This window comes from Affinirhizobium straminoryzae, from assembly GCF_007004135.1.
Lineage (GTDB): Bacteria > Pseudomonadota > Alphaproteobacteria > Rhizobiales > Rhizobiaceae > Neorhizobium > Neorhizobium straminoryzae.
Map to the genome: position 1 here is coordinate 1 of NZ_VJMG01000075.1, position 14568 is coordinate 14568.

Annotated in this window: 12 protein-coding genes, 1 pseudogene and 1 riboswitch; of the genes and pseudogenes, 11 read left to right on the forward strand and 2 right to left on the reverse strand. The window is 67.5% G+C overall.

The genetic code is table 11. The annotated features are described in order from the left end of the window. The 5 genes and pseudogenes from FNA46_RS26200 to FNA46_RS21855 all read left to right on the forward strand — a co-directional run. Positions 1-218, forward strand: a pseudogene (locus tag FNA46_RS26200) (ABC transporter substrate-binding protein); the annotation flags it as partial. A gap of 62 nt (positions 219-280) precedes the next feature. Continuing rightward, a complete protein-coding gene (gene pglA, locus FNA46_RS21840) occupies positions 281-1792 on the forward strand; it encodes a polygalacturonase PglA (protein WP_246103281.1) in 1512 nt (503 codons plus the stop codon). Beyond that, positions 1789-2910 (forward strand): glycoside hydrolase family 88/105 protein, encoded by a 1122-nt coding sequence (locus FNA46_RS21845; protein WP_143127332.1) that lies wholly within the window; start codon positions 1789-1791, stop codon positions 2908-2910. The genes pglA and FNA46_RS21845 overlap by 4 nt, the downstream gene beginning before the upstream one ends. A gap of 78 nt (positions 2911-2988) precedes the next feature. Then, entirely contained in the window at positions 2989-3237 is a 249-nt protein-coding gene (locus tag FNA46_RS21850; RefSeq protein WP_143127333.1) for a plasmid stabilization protein, read from the forward strand. Then, on the forward strand, positions 3234-3647 hold the full coding sequence (locus FNA46_RS21855) for a type II toxin-antitoxin system VapC family toxin (RefSeq protein ID WP_143127334.1): 414 nt from the start codon (positions 3234-3236) through the stop codon (positions 3645-3647). Before FNA46_RS21850 ends, FNA46_RS21855 begins: the two co-directional genes overlap by 4 nt. A gap of 117 nt (positions 3648-3764) precedes the next feature. Here the strand turns inward: FNA46_RS21855 and FNA46_RS21860 are convergent, their stop codons facing one another. Both FNA46_RS21860 and FNA46_RS21865 read right to left on the reverse strand, forming a co-directional pair. Beyond that, positions 3765-7235, reverse strand: coding sequence for an ATP-binding protein (locus tag FNA46_RS21860; RefSeq protein WP_143127335.1), 3471 nt, complete (start codon positions 7233-7235; stop codon positions 3765-3767). Next, positions 7235-8503 carry a metallophosphoesterase family protein gene (locus tag FNA46_RS21865; protein WP_143127336.1) on the reverse strand — a complete coding sequence of 423 codons (1269 nt, stop codon included), beginning with the start codon at positions 8501-8503 and terminating at the stop codon, positions 7235-7237. Before FNA46_RS21865 ends, FNA46_RS21860 begins: the two co-directional genes overlap by 1 nt. Positions 8504-8608: 105 nt before the next feature. Beyond that, a riboswitch (TPP riboswitch) is annotated at positions 8609-8711 on the forward strand. A 156-nt stretch (positions 8712-8867) separates the two neighbouring features. On the opposite strand from FNA46_RS21865, the gene FNA46_RS21870 reads away from it, so the two are divergent. The 6 genes from FNA46_RS21870 to FNA46_RS21895 are packed head-to-tail and all read left to right on the forward strand — an operon-like array spanning position 8868 to position 14561. Continuing rightward, positions 8868-9656 carry an ABC transporter permease gene (locus FNA46_RS21870; protein ID WP_143127337.1) on the forward strand — a complete coding sequence of 263 codons (789 nt, stop codon included), beginning with the start codon at positions 8868-8870 and terminating at the stop codon, positions 9654-9656. Beyond that, entirely contained in the window at positions 9653-10597 is a 945-nt protein-coding gene (locus tag FNA46_RS21875; protein ID WP_143127338.1) for an ABC transporter substrate-binding protein, read from the forward strand. Before FNA46_RS21870 ends, FNA46_RS21875 begins: the two co-directional genes overlap by 4 nt. Next, entirely contained in the window at positions 10594-11340 is a 747-nt protein-coding gene (locus FNA46_RS21880) for a hydroxyethylthiazole kinase (protein ID WP_143127339.1), read from the forward strand. Before FNA46_RS21875 ends, FNA46_RS21880 begins: the two co-directional genes overlap by 4 nt. Then, complete coding sequence (gene thiE, locus FNA46_RS21885; RefSeq protein ID WP_143127340.1) at positions 11327-11989, forward strand: thiamine phosphate synthase; 663 nt, start codon at positions 11327-11329, stop codon at positions 11987-11989. The genes FNA46_RS21880 and thiE overlap by 14 nt, the downstream gene beginning before the upstream one ends. Continuing rightward, positions 11986-12786, forward strand: coding sequence for a bifunctional hydroxymethylpyrimidine kinase/phosphomethylpyrimidine kinase (gene thiD / locus FNA46_RS21890; protein WP_143127341.1), 801 nt, complete (start codon positions 11986-11988; stop codon positions 12784-12786). The genes thiE and thiD overlap by 4 nt, the downstream gene beginning before the upstream one ends. After that, positions 12783-14561, forward strand: a complete 1779-nt coding sequence (locus FNA46_RS21895) for a TRAP transporter large permease subunit (RefSeq protein WP_143127342.1) — start codon at positions 12783-12785, stop codon at positions 14559-14561. The genes thiD and FNA46_RS21895 overlap by 4 nt, the downstream gene beginning before the upstream one ends. Positions 14562-14568: the final 7 nt, after the last annotated feature.

Genomic DNA, 14568 nt, shown 5'->3' on the forward strand with positions numbered 1-14568 from the left:
TGCTGGCCGATGCCGGCAAGATCGAGGCGCCGATCGCCGCCGCCCATGACCTCATCGTCAAGGGCACCGGCCCGACCGTCTCGCCGCTCAACGAGCATCCGGAAATCCGCGCCGTCTTCCTCGATACGCTGGAAGAGTATGGCTACGAGCAGATCAGCGCCAAGGATGCCGCCGAGCAGATCATCGAAGGCGTCAACGGCGTGCTGAAAAAGTTCTGATGCGACCGGGCGGTCCCCGCAACGCCGGGGACCGCCCTCCCATGACACAAGGAATGACCGGCATGCCCACGCTTGCGCTTCTGGCGGCAACCCCGCGCACGGCGACCTTCAGCCTCGATGCAGCCGAGAACCATTTTGCGCTGACCACCGCAAAGACCTGGCGTCTCGACGACGCAGCGGGAGAGCGCGTGGCCGAGGGGCAGACCGACCGGGTGGTGACGACCCTGCACGGCCTCCTGCCGGGGCAGACCTACCGGCTGGAGGTGGCCGGTGCGCGCCTTGGCTTCACCACGGCGGCGGAAAGCGCCCTCATCGACATTACCGATTGCGGAGCGAGCCCCACGGCCGACGATAATGCGGCGGCGATCCAGGCCGCCATCGACCGGCTGCCGCCGCAGGGCACGCTGAAGATCCCGCGCGGACGCTTTCAGAGCGGACCGATCTTCCTCAAGAGCGACATGACCCTGCTTCTGGAGGACGGGGCGGTGCTGTCTGGCCATCCGGATCGCGCCCGCTATCCGGTGCTTGCGGCCCGCCATGCCGATCACCGCGTGCTCGGCACCTGGGAAGGGGTGGCGGAGCCCTGCTTCGCAAGCCTGGTGACGGCGCTCGACTGCACCGGTTTGACGATCACCGGCGCCGGCACCATCGATGGCGGCGGCGATCGCGGCGACTGGTGGAGCTGGCCCAAGGAAACGCGCTATGGGGCGCGCCGGCCGCGCACCCTGTTTCTCTCGCACGGACAAAATGTCCGCCTGACCGGCATCACCGTGCGCAACTCGCCCTCCTGGACCATTCATCCGGTGTTCTGCAGCGACGTTCTGGCGGCAGATCTCGTCATCGAGAACGATCCTCTCTCGCCCAATACCGACGGCCTGAACCCGGAATGCAGCCGGGATGTGCGCCTCAGCGGCCTGTCTTTCTCCGTCGGCGATGACTGCATCGCCATCAAGGCGGGCAAACGCGATCCGAAGGGCGGGCTGGACCAGCCCTGCGAGCGCATTGTCGTGGAAAACTGCCGCATGCAGCGCGGCCATGGCGGTATCGTGATCGGCAGCGAGATGAGCGGCTCGGTGCGCGATGTGACAGTGCGCCGCTGCGAACTGCGTGAAACCGACCGCGGCCTGCGCGTGAAGACGCGGCGGGGCCGGGGCGGCCGCGTGGAAAGGATCGCGCTGGAAGGCTGCGTGATGGACCGGGTGGCGACACCGCTCGTCATCAACAGCTTCTATTTCTGCGATGCCGACGGCCGCTCCGACTATGTGCAATCCCGCGAGCCGCTACCGGTGACGGATGCCACGCCTGTTGTCACCGACATCACCATCCGTGATGTGGTGGCGGAAAATGTCGCGGTGGCCGCGGCGGCCTTCTACGGCCTGCCGGAAGCGCCGATCACCGGCATCACCATCGAGAATTACCGGGTCGGCTTCGATCCGGAGGCGCAGGCGGATGTACCGGACATGGCCTGCGGTTTCGCGCCGCTGCGTCACGCCGAGATCATCCTCGAGCATGCGAGCCTCACCCGCCCCGCCGGCCTTCATCTTTCCCGTCCGACACAGAGTATTGCCGTATGACCGTGAGCCTGACCGACTATTTCGATGCCTATGCCCGTGACTATGCCTATTACAAGTCGGGCAGCTGGTGCTACGAGGACGGCTGCCTCTATCGCGGCCTGATCGCGCTGCATGAGGCAACCGGTGAACGGCACTGGTTCGAGCACCTGACGCGGCTCGTCAACGGGCAGGTGGATGCGGCCGGGTCCATCGCCGGCTATACGATCACCGAATACAATATCGACAATGTGCTGCCGGGACGGGCGCTGGTCTATCTGGCGCAAAAGACCGGTGAGACGCGCTATCGCACGGCGGTGGACCATCTGGTCAGGCAGTTCCAGACCCATCCGCGCATTGGCGCGGGGCCGCATTGGCACAAGCTGCGCTATCCGCATCAGGTCTGGCTCGACGGGCTCTATATGGCGCTGCCGTTCAAGCTGGAATATGCAGGGCTTTCCGGGCAGGCGGATCTTGCCCACCAGGCGCTCTCCGAAATGCTGACGGCGCTTGATCTCACCTTCGACGCGGCGAGCGGGCTCTACCGTCACGGCTATGACGAGGAACGCCTGCAGGCCTGGGCGGATCCGGTGACCGGGCTTTCGCCGGCGCATTGGGCCCGCTCCATCGGCTGGCTCGCCATGGCCATGGTCGACATGGTGGAGACGCTGCCGGCCGGTGCCGGTCGCGACGATCTTGCTGGACGACTCGCTGCACTGCTGTCGGTGCTTGCGAAGCTGCGCACCGTGGACGGGCGCTGGCTGCAGGTCATCGACCAGCCGGAGCTTGCCGGCAACTATGCCGAAAGCTCGGCCACCGCCATGTTCGCCTATGCGTTCCTCAAGGCTGCGCGCCTTGGCATTCGGGACGCGGCGGGCCGGATCGGCGCCGAAGCGGTGATCAGCCTGACCCGGCATGCGCTGGCCCCTGATGCCAATGGCCGCACAGTGCTGCAGCAGATATGCTGCGTGGCGGGCCTTGGCGGTTTCGACGGTCACTATCGCGACGGAACGCCCGGTTATTATCTGTCGGAAACACTGCGCGACGACGACATCAAGGGCGTGGCACCGCTGATGATGGCGCATGCGGAGAGCGAGATCGCCCGCCGCGCGGCAAACCAGCGGGACGACGCGGTGGCCTGATCAGCCATCTGGCTGGCATCTGCCATCTTGATGGCTCGTGCCGGTTCCCCTATAGTGAGGGCCAGAAGGAGCAACCCGATGGCCGAACCGCAACTCTCTGTCCGCAGCGCCAAGGCGCGTGACCTGGCGCACCGGCTCGCCCGCCGCGAGAACCGGTCGATTGCCGATATCGTCGAACGGGCGCTCGAATCCTACGAGATCCGCGAGGCGGGCCGCGAGCCGGCGCGTGCCTTCTATGCCCGTCTGACCGACCAGTCCGGCACGGAGATCGATCTGGACGCGATCATCCGCGCCGGGCGCGCCCCGCATGCGGGGATCGATCTTTGATCTTCATCGATACCAATGTCCTCTCCGAGACGCTGAAGAAGGCACCGTCGGAGGCGGTGATCGCGTGGCTGGTGCGCCATGATGCGGAAATCGCGCTGTCTTCGGTGGTGATCGGCGAGATTGCCTACGGTATCGCCAAGATCCGGCCGGACCAGCGGGCCGAGCGACTGGAACAGGGGCTGACCGACTGGCGCCGGCGTTTTGCCGACCGCATCTTTGCTTTTACCGAGGAGACGGCGCTGATCTACGGCCTCCTGATGGGCGAGGCTGCACGGCAGGGCCGGGGTATGTCGGCCCCCGACGGCATGATTGCGGCGATTGCACGCGCACATGGCGGGCGGCTTGCCACCCGCAACACCGGCGATTTCCTCACCTGCGGGCTCGATCTCGTCAATCCCTGGGATTTCTAGAGCCTTTCCGGTGAAAACCAGATCACCTGAAATGCTCTATCTCTTTGTTTTCACGCAGTCCGGACGCAAAACCGCTGACGCACTTTTGGCTCGGACGTGGTCTAAGCCGCCACCCCGTCACAGGGTGTGGATGCGCACCTCCGGCACCACGGCCTGGGCAATCTCGCAGAGATGACGGTGGTGGGTCAGGTAGATCACCTGGCCGAGCTGCGCCATCTGGCCGAAAAGCCGGAACACCTCTTCCGAGCGCAATTCATCGAAGGTTTCCATGATGTCATCGGCGATGAAAGGCACCGGCGCGCGCACGGCGGCCAGTTCCTCATAGCCGGCAAGCCGCAGCGCCAGATAGAGCTGGTAGCGCGTGCCGGTCGACATCACCTCGGAGAGCCGCGACGCCCCGTCACGCGCCACCCCGATCAGTACCTCGCGATCCTTGTCCGGCAGGGCGGCAAGGCCGGAATAATCGCCACGGGTGATCTGGCGAAAGGCCTCGGAGGCGCGCTTCATCATCGAGCTGCGGTGGCGTTCGCGGTAGAGCGACAGCGCGCTTTCCGCCGCCAGCGTGCCGGCCCGCAGTTTCAGATAGGACAGCGCGCGCTCCTCGATATCGAGGAGAAGCGTGGAGCGGCGCGCCTCAAGCTTGGCGACGGCATCGTCGCCGCCGACCGCGTCGACCCGGTCCCGGGCGCGCGTCAGCTCCGCAAACAGCATGCGGCTGCGTTCGGCAAGATTGTCGATCCGCTCGGAAAGCTCGTCTGCTTCGCGCGCCACGGCATCGGCATCTGCTTCCGCCAGCAGCGCATCCGCTTCAGGCAGCGTTGCGACCTTCAGTTCGCCGAGCAGGTTCGCCCTGAGTTCGCCGAGCCGTCGCTCCAGATGGTCGCGTTCGGCGGCCCGCTGCAACTGCAGGCTGGCCTCGACCAGCGTCTCCACGCCGAAGAAGTCGAGCAGGTCCTGCCGGCGGGTGCGATGGGCGTCGATTGCACGCTGCAGGTCGGCACGCTCGGCCTGCGCATGCCGCAGATCCTCGGCCTTGGCGCTCTCACGGTCCCGCTCGCGCTCCGCCTCCGCCTTGCGGGCAGCCAGCTGGCCGGCGAGATCGCGTGGCGACAGCCCCTCGTCCGGCCAGTGCAAGGTGTCGCGCAGGGCATCCACCTCTACGGCAAAGGCCTGCATGTCGCGCTCCATCTGCTGGATGCGCTGGAACAGCTGCTCGCGTTCGCGCAGGATCGCCGGCAGGTCGGCGAGCGCATCGAGAATGGCACGCACGGCGGCCGGATCGGTTTCGTGGCCGAACCAGGTGCGGGCAAGTGCGGCGCTCCAATCGGCCGACCAGCGGGCCTCGGCAGCCTCGGCCTCGGCCAGATCGCGCTGCCGTTCCGACAGGTCGCGGCGCAGATCCGCCAGCCGGTTGTCCATCCCCCTGCGCTCGGCAAGCGTGGTCTGCAACTCCGCCAGCCGGTCGGCGGCCCCGTCGATCAGCAGGCGCGGATCGGCACCGTCCTCGACGGGCCAGCCAAGCTCCTCCAGAACGATGCGCAGTCGATCCAGCGCCTCGTCCAGATCATCCTTGCAGGCCCTCCTGCGGGCTTCGGCCTGCCGCAGCGTTTCGGTTAACGAGAGCGCTTCGCTGCGTCTCAGCCGCCACTCGTCCAGCCGGGAGAGCAGGCTTGCCATCTCCACCGTCGCAGAAACCGGGAAGGGGAAGGCGCCCTCCACCGACCGCCGGAGCGCATCCATCTCCGCCGCAGCCTCGTCCACCAGCGCCTCTTCGCGCGCAAGACCGACGCGGCAAAGCTCCGCCTCCTGCTGCAGTTGCCGCAGTTCCGCCAGATCGCTGGCGCGGGCAAGGCGGGCCTCCGCCAGCCGGTCATCCAGCCCGAGCTTCTCCTCGAACTGTTCGGCGCTCTCGCCATCGAGGCGGGCCCGATGAACCTGCCAGGCAGCATCACGGGCTGCGCGCGCAGCGGTGGCCGCGGCATCGTCGATGGCCGGACCGGCACCCTGCACCGCCTTCAGCCGGGCCGTGACCTCCGCCAGACGGGTGGCCAGCTCCCGCTGGCGCTCGCGGCTCCGCTCGGCGCGCCGCTCGATCTCGGCGGCGCGCTGGCGCCAGCTGTCGATCTGCCGGGCATCGGCGCCATCCTGTCCTGCCAGTTCCTCTACATCGCCCTGCCAGGGCTGCAGCCTGTCGAGCGCGCGCTGCAGGTTTTCGGCAACCTCCCGGCTGGAACGGCTTTCGGATCGAAGCCGCGTCTGCAACTCGCCCTTCTGCAAGGCGGCGACCGCACTGTCCAGCCGGCGCATCAGGGCGGCGGAGGGTGTCGTGCCACCGCCTTGCTGGTCCAGCCTTGCCTCCAGATCGCCAAGCGCAAGACGCACCCGCTCCATCTCGCGCGCGGCATTTACCCGGGTTGCCGCAATGCCGGACCGGGTTTCGATAAGGTCGCGCAAGGTTCCGGACAGGGCTGCGGGCAGGACAAGGCCTGCGGCATCGGTGCCGGCCGGCTGGCCGAGTGCGGAGAGCGCCCGTCCCAGAGCGGCATCCTGCTCGGACAGCGCCAGGCGACGCTTGGGCAGGTCGTTTTCCGCCGTCTGGTAGCGGGCACGGCCGTCATCGAGGGCGGCAATGCGGGCAGAGAGCGAAAGAACGGCCGCATCCGGCGTGATGGCGGCAAGGTCCTGCTCCAGCCGGGAGATCGCGGCATCAAGGCCATCGCTTCTGGTCTGCAGCCGGGTTTCGTCGCGCATCAGCTCCGGCAGAAGTGCCGCCCATTCCCGCGGCGGCCGGGGCAGATCGGCATGGGCATCCGCCTCGGCCGAGAGGCGCGCCAGTTCACGCGACAAAGGCAGGGCGCGCTGCAGCGAGACCAGATGCGCCTGCCGGGTTCGCGCGGCGGAAAGCTCGGCCAGTACCTCGGCATAGGCCTTGTCCGCCTGTGCCTGCGTGGCGACGAGGCCCGCATAGGCCGAGGCATAGGTATCGATCGCCTCGCGTTCGGTCTTCAGGGCGGCCAATTGCTGCTTCAGTTCGGCAAGCGCGGTGTTGCGGGCCCGCTTGCGATGAAACTGGTGCGCCTCCTCGCTGGCTGCGGCAAGAACCCGGCTGATATCGGCAAGCCCCGAGCTTGCGGAGAACAGCATCTCGCCCAGATCGCCCTTGCTTTCCAGGATCGCTGCCCCGCCATCGCGCAGCGAGCGGTCGTCCAGCGAGAACATGGTGCGATAGGACTCGCGGCTGATGCCGCCAAGCGCAGACGACAGCAAGGCCTCGTTGACCGGCTGGCCACGCGGATCGACCAGCGCCTGGCTGCGCTGCTTCAACCGCACCAGCGGGTGCTCGGCACCGTCGAATTCCAGCACGGCCCCCACCTGCATGGCGTTGTAGGCATGCAGGAAATTGTAGCCGCTGCGCTCCGGTATGCCGAACAGCAGGTCGAGATAGGCGGAAAAGGCGGTGGACTTGCCCGCCTCGTTGAGGCCGTAGACGATGTGCAGGTCCGGCGCACCGGAAATCGCCGGACCGAAATCGATCGCCTGATCGGTAAACTTGCCGTAGCGGGTAAGGTCGAGACGCCGGAGACGCATCAGCCTTCCTCCCCGGTGGCTGCCGCAAGACGGGCAACGAGATCCTCGCTGCCTTCACGGATCACCGTGTCCACGAAGGCATCGAAGGCAGCGGCATCATGGCCGGCCAGCCGGCGTGCCTCGGGCGGCAGGTCGTCCAGCAGGCCCTGCACCAGATCGCGCACCTCCTGGCGAAAGGCGTGGGCGGGCAGCACCTCCTCGCGCATCAGCACGCCCAGTTCCTGCACCGGATCGCCGGATACGGCCTGACCTGGCAAGGACGGGGTAACGACGGCAAGCTCCAGCTTCTCCACCCAGGTGCGGCCGGTCCGCTCCGCCCGCTGCTCGGCTTCGGCGAGCAGCAGATCGAGGTCGCGCCGAAGTCGGAAAGCGAGCCCGCTTTCCCCCGTCAGCCGCAGTCGCGCCACCAGATGGTCGGAGCGCGTGCGGGCCCGTTCGGTCTCGAGCGCCTGCCCGATCCGGTCCATCAGGCCGCGCCAGTCGGCCGCCGCCGACACGTCCACCGTCACCCGGGCGAACTGGGCAAGGCTGGTCAGCCGCTCCTCCACGGACACCGCGCCATCCTCGCCGATGGTGACCAGCGACACCGTCTTTTCGCCGGCCTCGTTGATGTCGCGCCCCTGCGGCATGCCGGGCATGATCACCATGCGCTCGCCGGCATGATGGGTGCGCTGGTGGATGTGGCCAAGCCCCCAGTAGTGGAAGCCGTGCGCATGCAGGTCTGCGACGGAGCAGGGCGCGTAGGGATCGTGACCAGGCGCGCCGGCGAGGCTGGTATGCATCAGCCCGATATTGACCGCGCCGCCGATCGGCGCCTTGTATTTCGGCAGCAGGCTGTCCGGCGCCTGGGGCCTTGCAAAGCTGATGCCATGAATGGCGACGGCAAGCCCGCCGCGCTTCAGTTCCACCGCCTCGGCCCGGCCGCCGAACACCTTTACCGACGGCGGCAGCACCAGTTCCTGGGTGATCTTCGAGAGCGCATCATGGTTGCCGCGGATCTTGAAGACGGCAATGCCGGCCTCGTGCAGCCGCTGCATCTGGGTTGCCAGAAACCGTGCGGTCTTCATCGAGGTCTGGTCGCCGTCATAGAGATCGCCGGCGATCATCAGCGCATCGACCTGCTCCTCCAGGCACAGATCGACGATGCGCACCAGCGCCTGGCGCGTGGCATCGCCCACCAGCGCGGCAAGCTCCGGATTGCGCAGCGACAGCGAGCGAAGCGGGGAATCGAGGTGAAGATCGGCGGTGTGAACGAACCTGAAAGCCATGGGCCAAGGTCTACCGCCCCGGCACGCGACTGGCAACGTCTTGCACAGCCCTGCAAATCGTCCCGCACAGGCAATTGACATTCGGGGCGAATTCCACAAAGCTTGGGCTATTCCGAGGGGGGCATCGTACGATGCTGAGATGGCGGTGAGCCGGACCCTTGAACCTGATCCGGGTCATGCCGGCGTAGGAACGGAAAACGCGAAAAGCCCGCCCTTGCGGCCCATCTCGCCATTTCTCTTCTCCGCTTCACCTGGGTCTCCCTGCTGTCCGGCTCTGGAGATCGCGATGTCATTCCTGCTTCACCCCCTGAGGGGTCACCCCAGCCTCCGCATCAGGTCCGGTCTGCCGACGGGCTGATTGCTGATGTCGATGGCCCGCACGGGCTCGGCACTCCTCGTCCTGCTGCTTTTGTGGCAGGGCGTCGTCACGCTGTTCGAGCCGCCCCGCTATCTGCTGCCCGCGCCCGAAGCCGTGCTGCAGGTTTTTCTGCGCCAGCCGGCTTTCCTGCTGCACCATACACTGGTGACCGCCGGCGAAATCCTCGTCGGCCTCGTGCTCGGCAGCCTGCTGGGGGCGGCAACTGCGCTGGCGATCGCCGCCTGGCCGAGGCTTGGCGGGCTTGTCTGGCCGCTGGTTCTGATCCTGCAGGCACTGCCGGTCTTCGTGCTGGCCCCGGTTCTCGTCCTCTGGCTGGGCTTCGGGCTCGCCTCGAAGGTGGCGATGACGGTGATCATCATCTTCTTTCCCGTCGCCTCCGCCTTTGCCGACGGGCTGAACCGCACCGATCCCGTGCTGCTCGATGCGGCGGCGCTGACGCCGGCCAGCCATTTTCAGGTGCTCCTGAAGCTGCGCCTGCCGCTGGCGCTGCCGGCGCTCATCTCCGGGCTTCGGGTGGCCGCCCCGCTTGCGCCGCTCGGCGCCGTCGTCGGCGAATGGGTGGGGGCGGCGGCCGGCCTCGGCTTCATCATGATGCAGGCAAATGCCCGCCTGCAAACCGACATCCTGTTTGCGGCCGTGGCGGTGCTCGCCCTCTTCACCCTTCTCCTGCGGCTTGCCGTCGATCGTCTGACGGCCGGCCTCGTGCCCTGGGCACCGGAGAAGACCGACATCTCCTCCCATCACGTCTCCCTCAGAAGGAAAACCAACGGATGAAACGATCGATCCGCGCGCTCACAACGGCGCTTCTGCTGGCGCTCGCTCCCGCCTCCTCGCAGGCTGCCGACAAGCTCAGCGTTCTCCTCGAATGGTTCGTCAATCCCGACCATGCGCCGATGGTGATTGCCGCCCAGAAGGGCTATTTCGCCGAGGAAGGGCTGGATGTGGAGCTGATCGCGCCCTCCGATGCCTCGGCGGTGCCGCGTCTGGTCGCCACCCGGCAGGCCGATATCGGCATCCACTACCAGCCCAATCTCTACCTCGACCATGCCGCCGGCCTGCCGCTGATGCGTTTCGGAACGCTGGTCGAGACGCCGCTCAACACCGTGACCGTGCTGGCGGACGGCCCGATCAAGAGCCTGAAGGACCTGAAGGGCAAGAAGATCGGCTTTTCCGTCGCGGGCTTCGAAGAGGCGATGCTGAAGCGCATGCTGGCCTCCGAAGGCGTGGAACTGACCGATGCCGAGCTGATCAACGTCAACTTCTCGCTCTCGCCCTCGCTGATCGGCGGCAAGGTGGATGCAACGGTCGGCAGCTTCCGCAATTTCGAGCTGACCCAGATGAAGCTCGAAGGGCATCCTGGGCTTGCCTTCTTTCCCGAGGAGCATGGCGTTCCGGCCTATGACGAGCTGATCTTCGTCACCCGCCCGGATCTTGTGACGGACAGCCGGCTGCCGCGCTTCCTGCATGCGGTGGAGAAGGCCGCCATCTTCATCACCAACCATCCGCAGGAGGGCTGGGACCTGTTCGTGAAGGCCTATCCGAACCTCAATGACGAGCTCAACCACACGGCCTTCCTCGACACGCTGCCGCGCTTTGCCAAGCGCCCCGCAGCGCTCGATCGCGCCCGCTACGCCCGCTTCGGCGCCTTCATGGCCGACAGCAAGCTGATCCCCTCGGCTCCGGCCGTCGAAGACATTGCGGTGGAGCTGAAATGAACGAGAGCGTTTCCCGCCCGACCGCCGCGGATGCGGCCGAGCTTCTGGCACGGGTGCGCGCAAGGCGGCCGCGCGTGCATTGCCTGATGAATTCGGTGGTGCAGAAGTTCACGGCCGACGGCATCACCGCCGTCGGCGCCATTCCCTCGATGACATCGTCGCTGGACGAGATCGCCGACTTCGTGGCCCGCGCCGACGTGCTGACCGTCAATCTCGGCACGCTGGATGCCGAGCGCCGTCACGTCATCCGCATCGCCGTCGACATGGCGAATGCCGGCGGCAAGCCCTGGATCCTCGATCCCGTGCATTGCGATTACTCGCCGGGCCGGCTCGCCTTTGCCCGCGATCTGATCGCGCTCGGCCCCACCGTCGTGCGCGGCAACCGGGCGGAAATGGCCCTGATCGGCGAGGTGCGCGCCAGCCTCGCCATCGAGACCGGACCGGTCGACCATCTCAGCGATGGAAGCGTCCAGGTCACCGTCGAGAACGGCCATGTCTGGATGGCGGGCGTCACAGGCACGGGCTGCCTGTCGGGCGGCGTCATTGCGGCGTTTCTGGCGGTCGAGGGCAATGCGCTGAAGGCGGCGGCGGCGGCGCTTGCGACGACCGGCGTTGCGGCGGAGCTTGCCGCGCCCGAGGCGCGCGGCCCCGGCAGCTTCGGCATCGCCTTCCTCGACACGCTCGCCTCGCTCAGCGCCGATGACCTCCTGAAACACGCAAGGATCCGCCATGCGACCGCTTGATTACCGTCTGATTGCCATCGTCGATGCCGCGCTTGCCGATGTGGCGCCGCTGCCGGATCTGGCGGCCCGCGCCGCCCGCGCCGGCGCAACCCTCATCCAGTATCGCGACAAGACAGCCTCGACACGCCTGATGATCGAACGCGCCGGCGCGATCCGGGCAGCGCTCGCCGACACCGGCATTGCCTTCGTCGTCAACGACCGGGTGGATGTGGCGCTGGCGGCCGGCGCCGACGGCGTGCATCTCGGCGCAGAGGACATGGAGGCCGAGCAGGCGCGCGCGCTTCTCGGCCCCCGCGCGATCATCGGCCTGACCGTGAAGACACCGGAGGATGCGACCCGCGCCGGCACGGCACCCGTCGATTATGCCTGCATCGGCGGAGTGTTCGAGACGCTCTCCAAGGTCAACCCGAACCCGCCGGTCGGTCTCGACGGACTGAAGGCGCTGCGCCGGCAGATCCGCGCTATCAACCCCGCGCTTCCCGTCGGCGCCATTGCCGGCATCACGCTGACGCGCATCCCCGACGTGATCGCCGCAGGCGCCGATGGCGTGGCGGCGATTTCCGCGCTGTTTCGCGCCGATGACATCGAGGCCGCCATCCGCGGCTTCCGCACCACCATCGACCACGGCCTGAAGGAGAGACAGGCATGACTGCGATTGCTCTCACCATTGCCGGATCCGACAGCGGCGCCGGCGCCGGCATCCAGGCCGACATCAAGACCTTTTCCGCGCTCGGCGCCTATGCCGCAAGCGTGCTGACGGCGGTGACGGCCCAGAACACCCGCGGCGTGACGGCCGTCGAGGACATCTCGCCCTCCATCATCGCCGCGCAGCTCGATGCGGTGCTCGGCGATCTCGCCGTCGATGCGGTGAAGATCGGCATGGTGTCGCGGGCCGAAACCATCGGCGTGATCGCCGGGCGTCTCGCGCCCTTTGCCGGCCCGATCGTGGTCGATCCGGTGATGGTGGCCACCTCCGGCGACCGCCTGCTGCGCGAGGATGCAATGGCGGCGCTGGTGGGAGAGCTGCTGCCGCTCGCCCATGTGGTCACGCCGAATCTTGCGGAGGCAGCCCTTCTGACCGGCCGCCCCATGGCGGCGACGCCGGAGGAGATGATCGGTCAGGCCCGCATCATCCTCGGTTTCGGGGCGAAGGCCGTGCTGATGAAGGGCGGGCACGGAACGGGCGAGACGAGTACCGATCTGCTGGTGACGGACACCGATGTCTCGGAATTTGCAGCGCCCCGCATCGACACCCGCAATGACCATGGCACCGGCTGCACGCTGGCCGCCGCCGTTACCGCCCATCTCGCAAGGGGCCTGACACTGACGGAGGCCTGCCGGGCGGCGAAGATCTATCTGCATGCGGCGCTTACGGCCGGTCGCGCCCTGCGTGTCGGGCAGGGCAGGGGGCCGGTGCATCATTTTCACGCCTGGTGGACCGCATGATCCGGTATTGCCTCGGCGGGCTGGAGAAGCTCCTCGGCACGCTGGCCGCGCTGCTGCTCTTTGCGCTGATGGCGCTGGTGCTGGTCAACGTCACGCTGCGCTACGTCTTCCAGGCAGGCTTCATCGGGGCAGAGGACCTGGGCATCTGGCTGAATCTGGCGCTGATTTCGGTTGCCGCACCCTTGTCGCTGACGGGGCCGCTGTCGATGCGCTTTGATGTGGGGCGTCGGCTGCTGGGAAAAAATGCCGGCGCGGCCGTCGATATCCTCGCCGACGCCATCAGCATGGTGGCGGCGCTGGCCCTGATCGGCGGCGCTGCGGCAACCATCGGCATGCTCGGCGGCACCTCGCCGACGCTCGGCCTGCCGGAATGGGTGCGCTATGCCTTCGTCACCACCGGAGGCGGGCTGCTGCTTCTGATGCTCGGTCTCCGGCGGCTCTCCGAGGGCAGGGCGGCCGGCCTCGGCCTCTCGCTCGCCCTCGGGCTTGCGCTCCAGTTTGCCGCCGCCCGTTTCGATCTTGGCGGCGACTGGCCGCCCAGCCTTTGGCTGGCGCTGATGGCGGGTCTCGGCCTCATCTGCGCCGCGCCGCTGGCGCATGCCTTCCTTGCCGCCGCCTCGCTGGCGCGCCTGTTCGGCAGCAGCCTGCCGGAACCGGCGCTGGTGGCGGCTGCGGTCAACGGCATGTCGAAATTCCTGCTGCTCGCCATTCCCTTCTTCCTGCTGGCCGGCGGGTTGCTGACGGCATCCGGCGCCGCCGACCGGCTGGTGCGCTTTGCCGCAACCCTCGTCGGCCACCGGCGCGCCGGCCTTGCCCAGACCGTGCTGCTGACCAGCGTGATCTTTTCCGGCGCGTCCGGATCCTCGGTCGCCAATGCCGCCTTCGGCGCCGCGACCTTCCAGCCGCAGCTGGTGCGCAACGGCTATCCGCCGGCGCAGGCCGGCGCGATCATTGCCGCGGCCTCCGTGCTCGACAACGTCATACCGCCCTCGATCGCCTTCCTGCTGCTGGCCGCCGCCACCAATCTGTCCGTCGGTTCGCTGCTCTCCGGCGGCTTCGTGGCGGGCGGGCTGATGGCGCTGTGTCTTGCCGTCGCCATTCACCTCTCGGTGCGGGCGCGTCCGGAAGGACGTCCCGCCACGGCGGCAGAGCGCGGCAGGGCCGCCCTTTCGGCGCTGCCCGCCTTCGGTCTCGGCATCATCGTCGTCGTCGGCATCCGCTTCGGCGTGGTCACGACCACGGAGGCGGCGGCGCTGGCGGCCGGCTACACGCTGTGCCTTGCGCTTGGCGCACGGCTCGACCGCCGGCACCTGCTGGCAAGCTTTCGACAGACGGCAACAGAGGCCGGCGCCATCGGCCTTTTGATCGGCTCGGCCGGCCCCTTCGCCTTCCTGCTGGCGGTGGACGATGTCGGCAACCTGATTGCCGGGGCGGTGCATTCCTTCGGAAGCAGCCCTTGGCTCGTGCTTCTGATGGCCAATCTGGTGCTACTTCTGGCCGGACTGGTGCTGGATATCGGCGCGGCGATCCTGCTGCTCGGCCCGATCCTGCTGCCGGTCGCGACAGCGGCCGGGATCGATCCGATCCATTTCGGGGTCATTCTGGTGGTCAACCTGATGATCCACGGGCTGACGCCGCCGCTCGGCATGCTGATCTTCGTCGTCTCCGGCGTCACCGGCGTTCAGGCGGCGCAGCTGTTCCGGGCCGTGCTGCCCTATCTGTTTGCGCTCCTGGTCGCGCTGCTCATCCTCTCCCTTGCAACCCTGATGTTCTGACGAGGTT